Origin of the sequence: Caballeronia grimmiae (assembly GCF_000698555.1) — a bacterium.
GTDB lineage: Bacteria > Pseudomonadota > Gammaproteobacteria > Burkholderiales > Burkholderiaceae > Caballeronia > Caballeronia grimmiae.
Map to the genome: position 1 here is coordinate 400,524 of NZ_JFHE01000001.1, position 17,234 is coordinate 417,757.

The window sequence follows — 17,234 nt, forward strand, 5'->3', positions numbered from 1 at the left end:
TTGCACTCGTTTAGGAATGCATCACAAATACTCTGAGGTCCACCGTTCGCCCGATGCGCGACGCGTTTACTGCAGTGCCGCCTCGTGCTTGGCGGGGCCGCCGTAGTCGTTCAGCGTGGTGAAGGAGACCTTGCCGCCCGCAGTGGGAGCAGCGGAAAGCGGCAGCGCCAGTTGACCGCCGGGGAGAACCATGTTCCCGTCTTCGTAGGCCGGCGCATGCGGGCCATCGCCCACCTGAGCCTTGATGATCGTGACGTGATACGGGGTAGGATTCGAGACGAGCAGTGCTGGCTTGCCCTGTGCCGTGCCCAGGCGCCATGTCAGCCTGGCCGGCGCGTCTTCCGGCTTGCCTTCCAGTCCTGCGGGACGGAAGAAAAACTTCAGGCGGGAACGAAATGCAAGCTGGACATAATTCGCGCCTGCTTCTTCAGCCGATGGCTTGGGCGGAACATCCAGCAGGTTGAAGAAGAACAGCGTTTCGCGGTCTTTGGGAAGCGCTTCACCCGTATATGAAATGCGGATGGTCTGCGATTTGCCCGGCTCGATGCGCGCCAGCGGCGGAGTCAGAATGAACGGCAAATCCAGCTTGCTTGGGTCGGCCGCAGGATCGCCCCTGTCCAGCCAGACCTGAATGAGCGACGGCGACTTGCTGCTATTGGAAAGCTTGAGCGTCACTTCACTGTCCGTAGCGTTATAAAGCACGCGAGTGCCGGCGATAACAACGGATGCTCGCGCGGCGAAAGGCAACATCGCGCTCAAGGTGAGCATGCTCGCGGCAATTGCGTAGCCAACGATTTTTCGGATATTCATGAAGCTCGGCATAAAAACAGGAACTGGAGGGAACGGGCGATATGCATGGATGCATGCGTATTGCCCGAGAGAACGGCAGCGCTCGACGGCAGCAACCACTTCACCGTCAAGGGCAGACCGCACGCAGGCGAATGCATGCGCATGCCCGATATGAAGCGCCGTGAATGGCGGCGAACGGCGCTCGATTCCGTCACCGGACGGGAACCGGCTGCGCTCCCGTCCGTGTGCCAGCGATTACTGGTAAGCCAACGAGTAGGTGACGCTGGTCGTCACCGTGCCGACGCCCGCGCCGCCAGTCGGCGAGATGTATTGCGCGGCATAGTTCAGATTGGCGGTGCCGCTCGCGATTGCGACTGACTGCGAGTTCTGCGAGCCATCCGGCTTGCTGACGTCGATACTCTTGACACCGTTGTTCTTGTCGAGCAGTTGAACCTCGACTTTGGTAGCCGTACCGTTGTTCAGCAGGTGACCATTGGCCAGCGTCGTCGCGCCGCTTTCCCAGAACGTGTGAACGTTGCCCGTCGCCGGCGTGCAGTTCGACAGGGCGATCGAGAACCCGGTGGCGCCGCCGAACGAACCGGCGTCGGAGAACTCGGACGCGGACAGCGTCGGCAGCGTTACCGTGAAGTTTCTGCCTTGGCCTTCGCCGCTCACGTCGCAGGTGTTCGCCGTCAATTGACCGTTGACGGTCAGCACTCCGCCGTTGCTCGAACCGGCGGCGTGAGCTGCAGACGCAGCCACGCACATTGCCGCGATAATGGGAAACGCAATCTTCTTCATTTCGATATCCTTATTTTTTGCATCACGAATGTGACTGCACGGTTACGGACCAGCCAGCGAGACTCGAACTTCGACACACATCTCGCGACCGGCAGAGGCCTCCCTTTACCAGTCGGATTGTTTACTGCAGCCGATCGATTTCTGTGGGCCGTACGAATTATGAAATATTTCGCCTTTTCGCGACAGCGCGATTATTCCTAAATTCAAGGGTTTAGTAGGGAATTCCCAAGCAGGAAAAGCGAAATACGAAGATTAATATTGCTTGAAAACGGAGATGGCGAAAGACTCACTGCGTCTGGAGATAGCCAGTTCAGTTGAAAAGGACGCCTCGTGCGAGGTCGAGGCACCCCAAAAAAAACGGCGCGGTAAAGACCGCGCCGTTATGCGTTTGAGGCTTCCAGCTACGACGCCTCGACATCGAGTGAGACGTCCTGCTTTTGCGCCACGGAGAAACTTGCTAGAAAATTTGCCTTTGCCTCAGAACGGCAACTGCGCGTCCGGCTTCTCCGCCAGAATCACCCGGCGGAAATCTTCCTGAATGCGCTTCAGCGCTTCCTCACTGTCCGCCTCGAAACGCATCACGACAACCGGCGTCGTGTTCGACGAGCGCGCAAGGCCGAACCCGTCCGGATACTCCACACGCAGTCCGTCGATCGTCAGCACGTCGTCCGCGCCTTCGAACTTCGCCGACTTCTGCAGACGCCCGATCAGTTCGAAGTTCTCGCCTTCCTGCAGCTTCAGTTGCAGTTCCGGCGTCGATAGCGAGTTCGGCAGATCGTTCAGCAGCTTGCTCGGATCGTCCACGCGCGACAGGATTTCGAGCATGCGCGCGCCGGTGTAAAGGCCGTCGTCGAAACCGTACCAGCGGTCCTTGAAGAACACGTGACCGCTCATCTCGCCCGCGAGCGGCGCGCCCGTTTCACGCAGCTTCGCCTTCACGAGCGAGTGGCCCGTCTTCCACATCACCGGTTCGCCGCCCTGCTCACGCACCCACTTGGCGAGATTTCGCGTGCACTTCACGTCGTAAATGATCTGGCCGCCCTTGTTGCGCGACAGCACTTCCTGCGCGAACAACATCAACTGACGGTCCGGATAAATCACTTGTCCGTCCTTCGTGACGACGCCGAGACGGTCGCCGTCGCCATCGAACGCGAAGCCGATTTCCGCATCCGTTTCCTTCAGCGCCTTGATGACGTCCTGCAGATTCTCGGGATGCGCCGGGTCCGGGTGATGGTTCGGGAAGTTGCCGTCGATGTCCGTGAACAGTTCGACGCACTCGCAGCCAAGCGCCTTGAACAGACGCGGCGCGAGATCGCCCGCGACGCCGTTGCCCGCATCGACGACGATCTTCATCGGGCGCGCCGGCTTGATGTCCGACACGATGCGATCGAGATAGATCTGCGATACGTCGAACTCCGTATAGCTGCCTTCGCCCGACTCGAAGTCGTCGTTGACGATGCGCTGATACAGGCTTTGAATCTGCTCGCCGTAGATGGCCGCGCCGCGCAGCACCATCTTGAAGCCGTTGTAGTCGGGCGGGTTATGGCTGCCCGTCACGACGATGCACGAATCCACGCGGCGCTCGCCCGAGGGCAGCGGCAGCGGCACGCTCGCCGCGAAGTAACCGACAGGCGTCGGCACCATGCCGATATCGATGACATCGACGCCCGCCGCGCGCAGGCCGTCCGCCAGCGCGCCGACGAGTTCCGGACCGGACAGGCGGCCATCGCGGGCCACGACGACGGAATCGCCGCCCTGCTTGCGAATCTCGCTGCCGAACGCACGGCCGATGTTCTTCGCGACATCCGTGTCCACCGTCTTGCCGACGATGCCGCGAATGTCATACGCCTTGAAAATGGATTGGGATACCTGGCTCATAAGATGGCTACCTCTTCTGTATTAATTGATGAATTCTCGGCGATGCAGCCATAAGGGCGTGGCAAGTAGTGGCGACAGGTGCGCGCCGACTCCGCCAATATGCGCGCGAACGACTGCGAAGCTCATGTGTCGAGCGTCGGACCATCGCGAGCCTGCCGACGAAACGTTGCAAGCGCCACGCGAGGGCGGGCTTCGGTTCGCACTTATAATCGCTGTCTTTCAGCGCTTTCGATGTTGCGCGTCGCGGTTCAAGCCTGCGCATTCATTCTAATCCAATGCCCAAACGCTCTTTGGCCTTCAGGCCGACGAATGAGTCGCCTTCGCGCGCAACCGCACATAAGTTGATCCTTGATGCGGTTTTATTACGTGATGCGCAGCACGTCAAGCGGGCTTCGATAGCACGGCGCGTGCCCGCCATCATTCAAGGATGCCGCGCATGAAGGTGCTGACGCGCTCGGGCAATCCGGACGTCGCCCGCGCGCTCGCGAACATCGTCTGGCTTGGCCTCGAGCGGCTCACGCAGATCGCGGTAGCCATCGTTATCTCGGGGCTGCTCGCGCGCTATCTCGGCCCCGACGCGTTCGGCAAGTGGCAATACGCGAACACGCTGCTGCTCGTCATTGCACCGATCACATGGGTATGCGGCGCGGAGATTCTCGTCCCCACCATCGTCGATAAACCGCCCGCGGAAACCGGCGCAGTGCTCGGCAGCGCGTTCGTGTTGCGCATGGGCGTGTCGATCGTCGCGCTGCTTCTGACATGGGCGTGGATTGCAGCGGGCGGCGCCGATCCGCTCGTCGGGGCGATGCTCACGGGCCTTGCCGTCACGCTGCTTTTTCGCGAACCGTTCATCGGCGTGATCAACGCGTGGCTGCAAAGCATGACGTACAGCAAGCCGCAACTGATCGCGAGCATGACGACGGCCATCGTGAAAGCCGCGCTGGTCTACGCGCTCGTGCGCATGGCGGAGGGTGCCGCGACGTTCGGCTGGCTATGGGCGCTCGAAGCGGCGGCCATCGCCGGCGCGCTCGTGTTCTATTACATGCGCCGTCACGGCGGCACGCTCGGCTGGCGTTTCGACCGCGCGCTCTTTCGTCATTTCGCAAGCGCGGGCACGGTGTTCTGGATCGGCCTCATCTGCATGTATCTGTTTTTGAAGCTCGACCGCCTGATGCTCGCGCATCAAGTCTCGTTCGCCGAACTCGGGCTTTATTCCGCCGCGCAACAACTGAATGAAAACTGGATTGCGCTTGCGCTGATGCTCTCGCAAACCATCGCGCCGGCGTTCGTGTATGGCGTGACGGAAACGGCGCGGCTGAAGCGCAACCTGCTGCGCCTCTTCGCAATGACCGCCGTGCTGATGATCGCGGGCGCCGCCGTGCTGGATGCGCTCGCGGGCTTCATCATCGCGCGCGTGTTCGGGCCGAACTATGCGAGCGCGGCGGATATCTTCCGCTGGGCCGTGTGGCTTTCGGTGCCCGCGGGCATCGAAGCGATCGGCAATCTCGTGTTGCTCAAGTATCAGGCGAAGTACGTGCTGCTTGCGAAGTGGCTGCTTGCGCTTGCCGTTGCGTTCGCGGTCAATGCGTACGCCATTCCGCGTTTCAACGGCTACGGCGCGTTGATCGGACTGGCAGCGGGTTACGTGGCAGCGGCATCGGTGAACTTCTACTACATTCGTTTCCGGCTGCGCGCATGACCGATCTTTCCGACGTAGCCGTCCTGATTCCGGCCTATCACGGCCAGGCCGATGTCGAACGCACGCTTGCCTCGTTCAAGGAAGCGTCGCGTGTGCGCGTCTTGATCGTCGACGACGGCAGCACGCCGCCCATCGTCGCGCCTTCGATCGACGGCATCGACATTGAAATCGTGCGCATGGCGCGGAACGGCGGCATCGAGCGCGCGCTGCAAGCGGGCATCGACGCGCTCGCTGAACACGGCATGCGTTACGCGGCGCGCATCGACGCTGGCGACCTCGCGACGCCTGGCCGTCTTGCAGCACAACGCGCGTATCTCGAAGCGCATCCGCATGTTGCGGTCGTCGGCATGTGGACGCATGTCGTCGCGACGAACGGCGCCCCGCTCTTCGATCTCACGCCGCCCACCGACCCCGCCTCGATTCGCCGCACGATGCTCGCGCGTTCCTGCTTCGCGCATCCGTCGCTGATGCTGCGTGTCGATGCGGTACGCGAAGTCGGCAACTATCAGGCGAAGTACCGCGCCGCTGAAGACCTCGATTTGGTGCTGCGTCTGATGGCGCGCTACGACGGTGCGAACCTGCCCGAATTCGGGCTTTACTACGAGCTGAACGAAGGCGGCATCAGCGCGACGAAGCGGCGAACGCAGACCCTGTCAACGCTGCGGCTGCAACTGCGTTACTTCCGTGCGGCGAATCCGTTCGACTGGATCGGCGTCGTGAAAAGCATCGCGCATCTGCTGCTGCCGTATCGCGCGCTGCGTGCGATCAAGGCCCGGCTGTTCAAAGCCGCATCGCGCTAAAACCAAAACTTCCGGATGAACGAAAACAAGTCCAGCCTACGCATCGCCCTCGTGTGCAACACGGCCTGGGCCATTTATACGTATCGGCGCGGCGTATTGCGCATGCTGACCGAACGCGGCGCGGAAGTGACGATCATCGCGCCGCGCGATCGCACGTTCGAGCCGCTCGTCGAAATGGGCTGCCGCTGCGTCGAACTGCCGGTGGCCTCGAAGGGCACCGATCCGCGCCAGGACCTGAAGACGATGATCGCGCTCTACCGCGAATATCGCGCAACGCGTCCGCATCTCGTCTTTCACTACACCATCAAGCCGAACATCTACGGCTCGCTTGCCGCCATGCTCGCGCGCGTGCCGTCCATCGCGGTGACCACCGGTCTCGGTTACGTGTTCATTCAGAAGAGCCGCACGGCGCGGATCGCGAAGCGGCTCTATCGGTTCGCGTTTCGCTTTCCGCGCGAAATCTGGTTCCTGAATCGCGACGATCATCAGGCGTTCGTCGATGAAAACCTGCTCGCGCATCCGGATCGCGCGCGGCGTCTGCATGGCGAAGGCGTCGATCTCGATGACTTCGCGCTCGCACCCCTGCCGCGCCGCGAAGACTTCGTGTTCATCCTGATCGGGCGCCTACTGTGGGACAAAGGCGTGGCGGAATACGTGGAAGCGGCGCGGCGTTTGCGGCGGCGCTACCCCCAAGCGCGCTTTCAATTGCTCGGGCCGGTCGGCGTCGATAATCCCAGCGCGATCAGCCGCACGGACGTAGAGGCGTGGGAGCATGAGAATATCGTCGAGTATCTGGGCGAAGCGAACGACGTGCGTCCGCTCGTCGCCGCAGCGGATTGCGTCGTGCTGCCGTCGTATCGCGAAGGCGTGCCGCGCACGCTGATGGAAGCCTCCGCGATGGGCCGCCCGATCGTCGCGACCGATGTGCCCGGCTGCCGCGAAGTGGTCGAGCACGGCGTCAACGGCTTTCTGTGCGAAGTAAAAAGCGCCGACAGCCTGGCCGAGCAACTCGAACGCATGCTGACGCTGCCCTTCGAAGAACGCGAAGCGATGGCGCTGCGTGGCCGCGAGAAAGTCGCCCGCGAATTCGACGAGAAAAAGGTCGTCGAACGATACAAGAGCACAATACACGCCATTACCGGCATTTCACTCTGAACCGCGCTTCCTGGAGAGCATCACGATGAATGGCACGAACCCAAGCGCCAGCGGCATCAAAGGCACCATCCTCGTGACGGGCGGTGCGGGCTTTATCGGCTCGCACACGTGCGTCGAACTGCTCGACGCGGGCTACGGCGTCGTGGTCATCGACAACCTCGTCAACAGCCGCGCGAAATCGTTGCAGCGCGTGGAGCGCATCGCGGGCAAGCGCGTGACCTTCTATCAGGAAGACGCCCGCGATGAAGCCGCGCTGAACCGCATCTTCGACGCCCATGCGATCACCGCCGCGATCCACTTCGCCGCGCTGAAGGCCGTGGGCGAATCGGTGGCGAAGCCGATCGACTACTACAGCAACAACATCGGCAGCCTGCTCGCGGTGCTGAAGGTGATGGGCGAGCGCAACGTGCGCAACTTCGTGTTCAGTTCGTCGGCAACGGTGTACGGCGTGCCGCAGTCCGTGCCGATCGACGAATCGTTTCCGCTGTCCGCGACGAATCCCTACGGCCAGTCGAAGCTGATCGCCGAGCAGATTTTGCGCGATCTCGAAGTCTCCGATCCGTCGTGGCGCATCGCGACGCTGCGCTATTTCAATCCGGTCGGCGCGCACGAAAGCGGCCTCATCGGTGAAGATCCGGCGGGCGTGCCGAACAACCTGATGCCTTATGTCGCGCAAGTGGCGGTCGGCAAGCTCGAACGGCTGCGCGTGTTCGGCAGCGATTACGATACTCACGATGGCACCGGCGTGCGCGATTACATCCATGTGGTCGATCTCGCACGCGGACACATTGCCGCGATCGACGCGCTGAAGCGGCTCGACCGCAGCTTCGTCGTCAATCTCGGCACGGGGCAAGGCTATAGCGTGCTGGATGTCGTGAAGGCGTTCGAGCGTGCTTCGGGCAAGCCCGTGCCTTATGAACTCGTGCCGCGCCGTCCGGGCGATGTCGCCGCCTGCTATGCCGACCCCGGCGCCGCGCTGGCGCTGATCGGCTGGCGCGCGGAGCACGGCATCGAACGCATGTGCGCAGATCACTGGCGCTGGCAGTCGCAGAATCCGCAAGGGTTCGCTTAAAGTCGCGCCGCGCCCTGCATCGCACCTTCGTTGGTTCGATGCGGGGCGCTGTCATCAACCGGTCTATTTTTCATGCTTAGTTTCGCGCTTGCTTTTCTGGTCTCGCTGTTCGTGACCTTGTTGATCGTGCGCTTTGCACACTTGCAGGAAGGCGTGCTCGGCGACACCGATCTCGCCGGCGTGCAGAAGTTTCACGCGCGTCCGGTGCCGCGCATCGGCGGCGTTGGCATCCTGTGCGGGCTGACCGCATCGGCGGTGCAGTTGCGATGGAGCTATCCGCTCGTATCGGCCGGCATTCTCGGCATCATTGCGTGCGGCATGCCCGCGTTTTTGTCCGGGCTGCTCGAAGACCTGACCAAACGCGTGACGCCCCTCGTGCGCCTTCTCTGCACGATGGCTGCAGCCGGTCTCGCTTATGCGGTCCTGAATATCGCGGTAACGCGCATCAGCGTGCCGCCGCTCGATTTCCTGCTCTCCTACGCGGTCATTTCATGCGCGGTGACGGTGCTTGCCGTCGCGGCGCTGGCCAATGCGGTGAACATCATCGATGGCTTCAACGGCCTTGCATCGATGGTCACGTTCATGATGTTCGCGTCGCTCGCCTACGTCGCGTTCCAGGTGCATGACCCGATCGTGCTGTCGGGCTCGCTCATCATGATGGGCGCGGTGATGGGCTTCTTCATCTGGAATTTTCCGGCGGGCCTGATCTTTCTCGGCGATGGCGGCGCGTACTTCGTCGGCTTCATGCTGGGCGAACTGTCGATCATGCTCGTGATGCGCAACCGCGATGTCTCCGCCTGGTATCCGGTGCTGCTTTTCATGTACCCGATCTTCGAGACGTGCTTCTCGATCTATCGCAAGAAGTTCATTCGCGGCATGTCCCCCGGCATTCCGGATGGCGTGCACCTGCATATGCTCGTCTACAAGCGGCTGATGCGCTGGGCCGTCGGCGCGCAGAACGCACGCGAAATCACGCGGCGCAATTCGCTGACCTCACCTTATCTGTGGCTGCTGTGTCTGATCGCCGTGATTCCCGCGACGCTCTTCTGGCGGCATACGGTGCATCTGTTCTGCTTCGTCGTCGTATTCGCGGTGACTTACGTGTGGCTGTACGTGAGCATCGTCCGCTTCAAGGCGCCGCGTTGGATGGTGTTTCGGAGGCCGCATACGGTGAAGAAATAGCGCCCGCCTTTGCACGAGCCGACGCCGCCCTCTTCGGGCGGCGTTTGATTACACGCCCTGTTTCAAGTGCTTTTTGAAGAAATCGGCGGTCCGGCCATTCGCGAGTTTCGCTGCGGCGGCATCGTAATGTGCGCCCTGATTGCGTGCGAACGCATGATGACAGCCGGGATAGGTGTACGCCTCGATATTCTCGCGCCCCTGCACAGCCGCGAGCACACGATTGCGCGCTTCGGCATTGATGAACTCGTCTTCTTCCGCCAGATGAATGAGCAACGGAATCTTGATGTTCGGCACTTCATCCAGGTGCTGGTCCATGCCGCCGCCGTAGTACGACACCGATGCATCGACATCCGTGCGCGCGGCGCTGAGAAACGACAGCAGCCCGCCTAGACAAAAGCCGACCGAGCCGATCTTTCCCTGCACCTGCGATAACCCGCGCGCGAAGCCGATGGTCGCCGCGATATCCTCGACGCCGGTGTTCAGGTCGAATGCGTTGTAGTACTTCATCGCCTGCTGCCATTCGGCTTCGGTGCGATCCGTGAGATTCACGTTCGGCTCGATCCGCCAGAACAGGTCCGGGCATAACGCGACGTAACCCTGTCGTGCGTATTCGTCGGTGGTTTCGCGCATGTCGCCGTTGATACCGAAAATCTCCTGAAGAACGACGACGGCGGGCGCGGGCGTCTGCGCGGGAAAGGCCACGTAGGCGTCGAAATCGCCATCGGGTGTAGAGATGCTGAGCATGTCGGACATGGGTTCTCCTTCCATGAGAGCTGCGGCATCTCTTTGATACGCGAAAAACGACGGATGCGCCAGAACGATTCGCTGGCGCGATCGCCGTCCAATCCTTCAGGCGGGCGCTGCACCCGGCAGGCCACGGGCGACGCCGCGTGCGACGGCCAGATATTGCGCAGCGGTATCGGCGAGCGTGAGGCCGTTGAGCGGCCTGTGAGAACGCGGCTGCGTCAGCGCCGCAACGAGCGCATCGGCGTAGGCGGCGGTATCGTCGGGATCGCAAAGACGCACGCCGGGAAAATCCGCCGCGAATGCAAACGGCCGGATCGTGCTCGCGACCACCGGCACGCCTGACGCCAGCGCCTCCAGAAACGCGATGCTGTGTCCTTCGGAGCGCGAAGGCATCGCGAACACGCTCGACGAAAACAGCAGTTCCGCGATGTCCGAACGCGGCCCCTGCAGCGTCACGTTAGCGGAGAGGCCTAGCTTGTCGATGAGATCGCCCACGGCTGCGTGATACGCCGGATCTTCGATCACGCCGCACAGAAGCAGCCGCGCATCGGGCACGCGTTCGACGACCCGCTGGAACGCATGCACCGTCGAGAGCTGATTCTTCACCGACGTATAACGTCCGATCTGCACGATCTGTTGCGATGCGTTCGACGGAACATGCGCCGCTCGCATCGAAAAGCGCGACATGTCGACGCCGTTCGGGATCAGCGTCATCGACGGATGACGGCCGACGGCGCGCACGTAATCGTCGATATTCGCCGGCGATACGGCGATCACCGCGCGCGCCCGCCGCGACAGCATGCGTTCGACACGCCGGAACATCGCGCTCTCGAAGTCGTTGGTGGCCGAGTGCATCACGTAGACGACCGGCACGCCGAGCGGCAGCATGCGCGCATAGAACGCGGGGATCGTCGCGTGCGCGAAGATCACGTCCGCGCGATACCCGCTCATGGTCCGATACAGATTCCACAGCTTGCCGAAGCGTCCTTGCGCGTGCTGCGGAAAGAGACACTGCACGCCGTTCGCCACCAGTTCCGCCTGCAACGCGGTGAAGTCGTCATGTGCAGGCGTCAGCGATGCGATCGCGACCGTCTGCCCGCCGCGTTGCTGATGTATCGCCAGGTCTTTCGCCAGCACTTCCGCACCGGAAAGACGCGGCGCGAGCACGAGATGGATGATCCGCATTAAGCCTCCTTCACGCTTCGATAGAGCATCCATGCAGCAGCCGAACCGAGGCCCGCTGTCATCGCCCATGCGATGCCCGTCACACCCCACAGATGCATCGCGACAGGCACGGTCACGCACAGCACGATCGCCTGAATGATCGACGCGTGCGTCGCGACCTTCGGCATGCCCGCCGCACGCAGCCACGACACGAGCACCGCGATGACCGCGCCGATCGCCATGTTGATGACGAAGATCCTGAAGAGCGGCACCGCCGACAGCCACGCCGGTCCCAGCACGAAATTGAAGAGCGGTTCGGCGGCGATGCGCAGCACGATCACGAGCACCGTCAGGCCGACGCCCGCGAGCAGCAGATAGCGGCGAAACAGCTTGCGTGCGCCTGCAACGTCGCGCCGGAGATGCTCGGAGAACGTCGGAAACAGATACTGCGACATCGCGATGGCGGCATCGGCGAGCAGCATCTGCGCGAGCTTCGACGACATCTGATACGCGCCCAGCTGCATCGGTCCGAGCAGCTTCGCGACGACCACCTTGTCGAACTGATTGAGCAGCAGATTGACGACGCTGCCCGCCCAGATCCATCGGCTGAAGTTGACGTAGTGCGAGATGCCCGCGAACGAAAAGCGAATCGGCGGACGCGGCGACATGGCGGTCCAGGTCAGCGTAGTCTTCAGCAGTTCGCCCGCAACGAGGCCGATGAGCACCGAATAGGCGCCCGCGCCCGATAGCGCGCATACGAGTCCCACTGCGCAATCGGTGAACGCCGCCGATGTCTCCACGCCCGCCAGCGTCTGAAAGCCGCGCTGCCGCGTGACGATGAAATACGCTGGCGAGGCAACGCCGCGCATGATGGGCAACACGGCCGCAAGCAGAATCAGCCCGATGGAGCCGCTCATGTGGAACTGGCTCGTCATCAGCGGCGCGAGCGCGGCAAGCAGGAGGCCGATCAACACGCCGCGCATTGCGAGCGTGGCCCATACCGCGCCGAGTTCATCGTGCGTGGGCGCATCCCGTCCTTGCACGACGGCCTGTGCAAGCCCGGTATCGGACAAGGACTCGGCGATAGCCACTGCAAGCAGCGCAATGCTCACCGCGCCGATCGCTTCCGGCCCGAGTATGCGGCCGATGGCCAGGAACTTCACGGCAACGAGGCCGCGCACCACCACTTGTTGCAGGAGCACCCAGAACGCGGCATCGTGCCCGAATCGCGCGCGTGCTGGCATAAAAGGTAGCCGGACAGATCTCACTCAATTTCCCCGCGCTGCTGATGTTTATTCGATTCGTGGCGCGGCGATATGTCGGTATCGCGCGCGATCCACCTTGCGCGCCACGCCGACGCACCATGTCCGGACGACGGGTGCGCGCACGACGACGCTTGTTTTCAGGCGACTGACGCAAAGTATCGTGACCGCATCCGTTGCGGACGACAACGCGTAGTGCTAATCGGCCCTGCGTGGTGTTAGTGAGGATTGACGGATCACGTTGCGTGTCCTCGACCACATCCCGTGATGCCGGTGACGCCTCAAAATGCAGCGTGCCTCACTCCACCATTACCATGCCGGATACCAACATCATGGCGAACGAGACCGTCCTCATCATCGAGCCCGATTTCAGCGGCCATCGCTGGCGCTATGCAGAATGGGCCGCGAACGCGTATATGGAAGCGGGTTATCGCTGCCTCATCGTGACGCAGCCGCGTAACGCCGAGCATCCGCTCGTCAGGAAGATTCGCGAGCAAGGCGGCGGTGCGCTCGACATCACGCTCGTTGCGCCGCCGGAGCATCGCGGGCGCAAGGGTCTTTCCTCGATCAGCTATATGCGCTCGCACGAAGAATTCCGGCATGCGTATGCAATGGCCAGCCGCGAGCGCAAGGTCGCGCTCGTCGTCGTGCCTTATGTCGATTACTTCCTGCTCGCGCTGCCGTTTCTGCGCTCGCCGTTCGGCAAGACGCCGTGGGTCGGCGTCACGATGCGCTCGAACTTTCATCATCATCTCGTCGGCGTGCGCGCGCCGCGCCGGCCGCTCGTCAATGCGGTGAAATCGAAGCTCTTTGCGCGTGCGGTTCGCGTGGGCGGCATGAAGACGCTGCTGACCATCGACCCGACTTTGCCCGACTGGTGGAAGCGCAACGCGGGCCATAGCGGGCGCACGGCGATCGAATATCTCGCCGATCCGTTTCCGGATGCGCGCGCAGCCGAGCCATCGGCGGCGAAGCAAAGGCTCGGGCTTTCGGGCGGCAAGCATGTGCTCGTGTATGGCGCGATCAACGATCGCAAGGGCCTCTTTGAACTGATCGATGCGCTGGCCGCGCGCAACGGCGATGCACATGCGCCGACGCTCGTCATCGCCGGAAAGCAGGACGACGATGCCCGCGCCCTGCTGACAGCCGCGGTCGCCAGGCTTACGCCCGCGCCGGTCGTGATCGATCGCTTCATCCCGAGCGAGATGGAGCTGGACCTTTTCTCCGCGTGCGATGTGGTGTGGCTCGGCTATAAAGGCCACTACGGCATGAGCGGCGTGCTCGTGCAGGCGTTCCGCTTCGGCAAGCCGGTGGTCGCGACGGCCGATGGACTGATCGGCTGGTTCTGCCGCACGGGGGATCTGGGACCGGTCATCGATGATCTGTCGCCTGCATCGATCAACCGTGCGCTCGACGATGTGCTCGCGCGACGCACTCGGCCTGTCGTTCAAGGACATCTGCTCGAACGCAATACGCTTGCGCAATTCAAGGAAACGCTGCGTCAGGCGATGGCCTGATCCGTTGCAAATGAAAAACCGGTGCTTGCGATAACCGCAAGCACCGGTTTTTTTTCATCTCAAGCCTGACGGCCCACCACTTCGGACACTTCGACTTTCCGCTTCGCCGGGAACAGCGCATCGCGAATGCGGAGGAACGGAAACTCGACAGCACGCGTCGTTACATAGCCCACGATGATTGCGATGGCGAATTGCGCCGCCATGATGACGCCCCACGCGGGTATCGCCGGCAGATTCAGCGCCGCCGCCTTGCGGATGAGCATGTCGCCCGGCGCAAGCGCCAGCGAATGCCACAGATAGATGCCATACGAATACACGCCGATCCACCCGATCACGCGATAGATGAGCGTCTCGCGCACGCGCCCGGAATACTCGAGCGTCAGCACGATGAGCGCGCAATAGCCGAACGCCTGAACCGTATAACCGATGCTTTGATCCACCGCCGCGTTGCGCGTGCCGAGCACGAGCCACAGCGCGAGGCCCGCGACGAGCGCAATCAACACGCCCTTTCTCTCGGCGATCCCGCGATACACCGCGGGCTTGAGCCAGTAGATCGCGGCGAGCATCACGCCGAACAGCAGGCTGTCGATGCGGTATTGCGTATAGAAGAACGTGCCCTGAAGATCGCCGTTATAGACCGCGATGCTGCGCGCAATCAGCACGGCGACGCAGATGCCGGCGAGCACGGTCAGTATCGTATTGATGCGGGTTTGCCAGCGCGCGAACACGATCAGCAGCAGCGGCAGGAACAGATAGAAATGCTCCTCGACCGCGAGGCTCCACGTCTGCGCCACCGACGAGCCGAAGTAGTTCTGCATGTGCGTGAGGTTCTGCACGAGGAACGTATCGGCCGGATGCCGCCCCACGATCACATGGAAGATAATCAGCGCGTAGTACGCGGGCCATATCTTGAAGATGCGCCGCACGATAAAGCGCCCTGCATCGATGCGCCCTTCCTGCGCGTATTGCTTTAACAGCAAGCCGCCGACGAGAAAGCCGCTCAGCGTGAAGAAAAGGTTCACGCCTTCATGGCCGAAGCTCTTGAGCGGATATTCGATCGCGGCAATCAACGCACTGCCAGTCGGATACGAATGAAAGTGAAACCCCATGACTGCGATGATGGCAAGGCCCCGGATGAAATCGAGCTCGATCGATCGATTGGGTCCTGACATGCGTGTGGCGCCGAAAAGGCTCATGGCCTTCCCCCTGTCTGCGAAGGTCTTGTTTGTATTGGATGCCTCGCCGCCCGGGTCCTCATATCGGCGCACGCACGCGCATCGCGATTATCGTGGTCTCACACCGGTATTCCGGCAGTGCAATGTTCGTTCGAGAAGGGCGGTGCAATCGGCCAGAATCGCGTTGTTAGCCGACAGCGCGTCGCGCACTACGTGACCTCGCCAACACACGAACGATGCGAACCTGACGAGCGTGGTACGGCGCACATGGCCATCCGTCGATTCGCGCCGAAGACTAGTTGCTAAACGCCGCGTCGGCGGATCGCGCTTCTACCCGCTGATATATTCGACGCACAAATACGGGGTACCCGGGGACCGTCGCTCGAGCTTTGACCAAGCATCCGACACGCGACTTCAGGCTTCCAGGGCACGCACCGGCTCAATGCCGCGAAGCCATCTAAAGAGAACGCCATGCGCAACAAGTTCGCCGTCGTCTGGATCTGGCTTTTTCTGCTGCCGCTCGCTTTCGACTTCAAGGCCGCAGAAACCGCCAGCAAGGCCATACAGATTCTGCTCACCATTCCCGCGATAGGCGCGGCCTGCGCCCTGCTAATGATCGCGCCGCGATTCGCACAGCGCTCGCGGCTGCGCACGATCATCACGTCGCTCTTTCTCGTCACGATACTCGGCAGTGTCGCGACGCAAGTGCTGCAGGGAAACGATTCGGGCAACTACATGCGCGTGATCCTGCCGTTCGCGCTCATGCTGCTCGGCTATTTCGTCGCTTGCCGTCCGTGGGATTCGCAGCGGCTCGAACAGATCGAACGCGCGATGTTCTGGTCGATGGTCGCATCGCTGGTATTCAGCTTCGCCTATGGCATGGCGACCGGCGGCGGACTGGAGAACGTGCGCTTTCGCATCGTATCGGTCACGTTCCTTTGCCTGCAAGGTCTCTTGCTGCATGAGTTCGTCGTCGCCAAGCGCATGACGAAGCTGACCGTGCTGCTGTTTCTCGCGACGGTCGTGATCGAGCTGCTGAGCGTCACGCGCAGTCTGCTCGTCGGCACGATGCTGCTCTTCGCCTTCGCGACGTGGCTCGCCGCGCCTTCGGCCAGGCATCTCTTCAAGGCGGGACTGCGCGCAGTCATGATCGCCGCCTTGCTCGGCGCGATGGTCGCCGCTTCCGCTGCATTCTTCCCTGCGGTGGCCGAACACTGGTCGCAGCGTATGTCGTTTGCGAAGGCCACGGAATCGGGCCGCGATCCGACGACCATCACGCGTCTTGCAGAAATGAAGGACCAGTACGATCAAACGATGTCGGACACGCTGTCCGTTATCGTCGGCAAGGGATACGGCCACGACTACCGCTATTCGCCGGATTATCTGCCGGACCTCGCCGGTCAGTTCACGCCGAAAGATTTCTACGCGATCAAGGAATGGGCGGCGGGACACAACTTCTGGGTCTATCAGTTCTTCGCGGGCGGCGTGCTGTTCGGCATCGCGCTGCCGATCGCCGTGCTGTGGGCGCTGTATCGCGGCTCGATGGCGTATCGTGCATGGCGGCGCCGCTCGCCGGATGCCGTCTATCTGCCCGTGCTTGGCCGCGCGCTGCTCGTCGTCGCCGCGCTGCCTGCGACATCGGTAGGCGGCAATCCGCTTGGCAACCGCTTCTCCGGCATCGTGTTCGGCGTCGCGCTCGGCTTGCTCGTCGCGGCGTTCGCACGCATCGCTCAAAACATGCGGATGCGCGCGGAACATGCTTCGGCGCATCAGGCATCGATGAGAAGGCGCTATGGCGGCACGCGACCGGACGTTCATCCGAACTACGATCCGTTTTACGGGCCGATGCCGGACATGCTGCCATCGCACGCAGCAGCCATCGCGCACGATCATCACGGACAGGACCGACACGACCCGCCATCGGGTGCGGGTTCGCTCGCACCGTCCGCGTGATGCGATCGCCAGTGCCATCGCATATGTCAATGCCAACGAT

Annotated in this window: 14 protein-coding genes; 7 read left to right on the top strand and 7 right to left on the bottom strand. The window is 62.2% G+C overall.

Annotated elements, in window-relative coordinates; translation table 11 throughout:
* Positions 1-66: 66 nt before the first annotated feature.
* The 3 genes from BG57_RS01895 to BG57_RS01905 form a co-directional block, all read right to left on the bottom strand.
* A complete protein-coding gene (locus tag BG57_RS01895) occupies positions 67-810 on the bottom strand; it encodes a fimbrial biogenesis chaperone (RefSeq protein WP_035959879.1) in 744 nt (247 codons plus the stop codon).
* A 234-nt stretch (positions 811-1,044) separates the two neighbouring features.
* Entirely contained in the window at positions 1,045-1,590 is a 546-nt protein-coding gene (locus BG57_RS01900) for a fimbrial protein (protein WP_035959736.1), read from the bottom strand.
* 477 nt (positions 1,591-2,067) lie between these two features.
* A complete protein-coding gene (locus BG57_RS01905; RefSeq protein ID WP_035959737.1) occupies positions 2,068-3,468 on the bottom strand; it encodes a phosphomannomutase/phosphoglucomutase in 1,401 nt (466 codons plus the stop codon).
* A 436-nt stretch (positions 3,469-3,904) separates the two neighbouring features.
* On the opposite strand from BG57_RS01905, the gene BG57_RS01910 reads away from it, so the two are divergent.
* From BG57_RS01910 to BG57_RS01930, 5 genes are all read left to right on the top strand, one after another.
* Positions 3,905-5,167, top strand: a complete 1,263-nt coding sequence (locus BG57_RS01910) for an oligosaccharide flippase family protein (protein ID WP_035959880.1) — start codon at positions 3,905-3,907, stop codon at positions 5,165-5,167.
* Positions 5,164-5,967 carry a glycosyltransferase gene (locus tag BG57_RS01915; protein WP_035959738.1) on the top strand — a complete coding sequence of 268 codons (804 nt, stop codon included), beginning with the start codon at positions 5,164-5,166 and terminating at the stop codon, positions 5,965-5,967. The genes BG57_RS01910 and BG57_RS01915 overlap by 4 nt, the downstream gene beginning before the upstream one ends.
* A gap of 15 nt (positions 5,968-5,982) precedes the next feature.
* On the top strand, positions 5,983-7,122 hold the full coding sequence (locus BG57_RS01920) for a glycosyltransferase family 4 protein (protein ID WP_035959739.1): 1,140 nt from the start codon (positions 5,983-5,985) through the stop codon (positions 7,120-7,122).
* Between the two features lie 25 nt (positions 7,123-7,147).
* Complete coding sequence (gene galE / locus BG57_RS01925; protein ID WP_035959740.1) at positions 7,148-8,194, top strand: UDP-glucose 4-epimerase GalE; 1,047 nt, start codon at positions 7,148-7,150, stop codon at positions 8,192-8,194.
* Between the two features lie 72 nt (positions 8,195-8,266).
* The gene (locus BG57_RS01930) at positions 8,267-9,376 is read left to right on the top strand and encodes an MraY family glycosyltransferase (protein ID WP_035959741.1); all 1,110 of its coding nucleotides are present in this window, start codon (positions 8,267-8,269) and stop codon (positions 9,374-9,376) included.
* A gap of 48 nt (positions 9,377-9,424) precedes the next feature.
* On the opposite strand, the gene BG57_RS01935 is transcribed toward BG57_RS01930, so the two are convergent.
* From BG57_RS01935 to BG57_RS01945, 3 genes are all read right to left on the bottom strand, one after another.
* A complete protein-coding gene (locus tag BG57_RS01935; protein ID WP_035959742.1) occupies positions 9,425-10,129 on the bottom strand; it encodes a dienelactone hydrolase family protein in 705 nt (234 codons plus the stop codon).
* Positions 10,130-10,225: 96 nt separating this feature from the next.
* On the bottom strand, positions 10,226-11,308 hold the full coding sequence (locus BG57_RS01940; RefSeq protein WP_035959744.1) for a glycosyltransferase: 1,083 nt from the start codon (positions 11,306-11,308) through the stop codon (positions 10,226-10,228).
* Complete coding sequence (locus BG57_RS01945) at positions 11,308-12,531, bottom strand: oligosaccharide flippase family protein (RefSeq protein ID WP_371875850.1); 1,224 nt, start codon at positions 12,529-12,531, stop codon at positions 11,308-11,310. Before BG57_RS01945 ends, BG57_RS01940 begins: the two co-directional genes overlap by 1 nt.
* Positions 12,532-12,881: 350 nt before the next feature.
* On the opposite strand from BG57_RS01945, the gene BG57_RS01950 reads away from it, so the two are divergent.
* Positions 12,882-14,066 carry a glycosyltransferase gene (locus tag BG57_RS01950; protein WP_229753883.1) on the top strand — a complete coding sequence of 395 codons (1,185 nt, stop codon included), beginning with the start codon at positions 12,882-12,884 and terminating at the stop codon, positions 14,064-14,066.
* Positions 14,067-14,125: 59 nt separating this feature from the next.
* On the opposite strand, the gene BG57_RS01955 is transcribed toward BG57_RS01950, so the two are convergent.
* Complete coding sequence (locus BG57_RS01955; protein WP_035959748.1) at positions 14,126-15,262, bottom strand: acyltransferase family protein; 1,137 nt, start codon at positions 15,260-15,262, stop codon at positions 14,126-14,128.
* A gap of 450 nt (positions 15,263-15,712) precedes the next feature.
* On the opposite strand from BG57_RS01955, the gene BG57_RS01960 reads away from it, so the two are divergent.
* Positions 15,713-17,194, top strand: coding sequence for a hypothetical protein (locus BG57_RS01960; protein WP_035959750.1), 1,482 nt, complete (start codon positions 15,713-15,715; stop codon positions 17,192-17,194).
* The last annotated feature ends 40 nt before the right edge of the window (positions 17,195-17,234 follow it).

Excerpts from the sequence above, each read along its gene's own strand:
- BG57_RS01895 (WP_035959879.1), bottom strand. The coding sequence starts at position 810 with ATGAATATCCGAAAAATCGTTGGCTACGCAATTGCCGCGAGCATGCTC.
- BG57_RS01900 (WP_035959736.1), bottom strand. The coding sequence starts at position 1,590 with ATGAAGAAGATTGCGTTTCCCATTATCGCGGCAATGTGCGTGGCTGCG.
- BG57_RS01905 (WP_035959737.1), bottom strand. The coding sequence starts at position 3,468 with ATGAGCCAGGTATCCCAATCCATTTTCAAGGCGTATGACATTCGCGGC.
- BG57_RS01910 (WP_035959880.1), top strand. The coding sequence starts at position 3,905 with ATGAAGGTGCTGACGCGCTCGGGCAATCCGGACGTCGCCCGCGCGCTC.
- BG57_RS01915 (WP_035959738.1), top strand. The coding sequence starts at position 5,164 with ATGACCGATCTTTCCGACGTAGCCGTCCTGATTCCGGCCTATCACGGC.
- BG57_RS01920 (WP_035959739.1), top strand. The coding sequence starts at position 5,983 with ATGAACGAAAACAAGTCCAGCCTACGCATCGCCCTCGTGTGCAACACG.
- galE (WP_035959740.1), top strand. The coding sequence starts at position 7,148 with ATGAATGGCACGAACCCAAGCGCCAGCGGCATCAAAGGCACCATCCTC.
- BG57_RS01930 (WP_035959741.1), top strand. The coding sequence starts at position 8,267 with ATGCTTAGTTTCGCGCTTGCTTTTCTGGTCTCGCTGTTCGTGACCTTG.
- BG57_RS01935 (WP_035959742.1), bottom strand. The coding sequence starts at position 10,129 with ATGTCCGACATGCTCAGCATCTCTACACCCGATGGCGATTTCGACGCC.
- BG57_RS01940 (WP_035959744.1), bottom strand. The coding sequence starts at position 11,308 with ATGCGGATCATCCATCTCGTGCTCGCGCCGCGTCTTTCCGGTGCGGAA.
- BG57_RS01945 (WP_371875850.1), bottom strand. The coding sequence starts at position 12,531 with ATGCCAGCACGCGCGCGATTCGGGCACGATGCCGCGTTCTGGGTGCTC.
- BG57_RS01950 (WP_229753883.1), top strand. The coding sequence starts at position 12,882 with ATGGCGAACGAGACCGTCCTCATCATCGAGCCCGATTTCAGCGGCCAT.
- BG57_RS01955 (WP_035959748.1), bottom strand. The coding sequence starts at position 15,262 with ATGAGCCTTTTCGGCGCCACACGCATGTCAGGACCCAATCGATCGATC.
- BG57_RS01960 (WP_035959750.1), top strand. The coding sequence starts at position 15,713 with ATGCGCAACAAGTTCGCCGTCGTCTGGATCTGGCTTTTTCTGCTGCCG.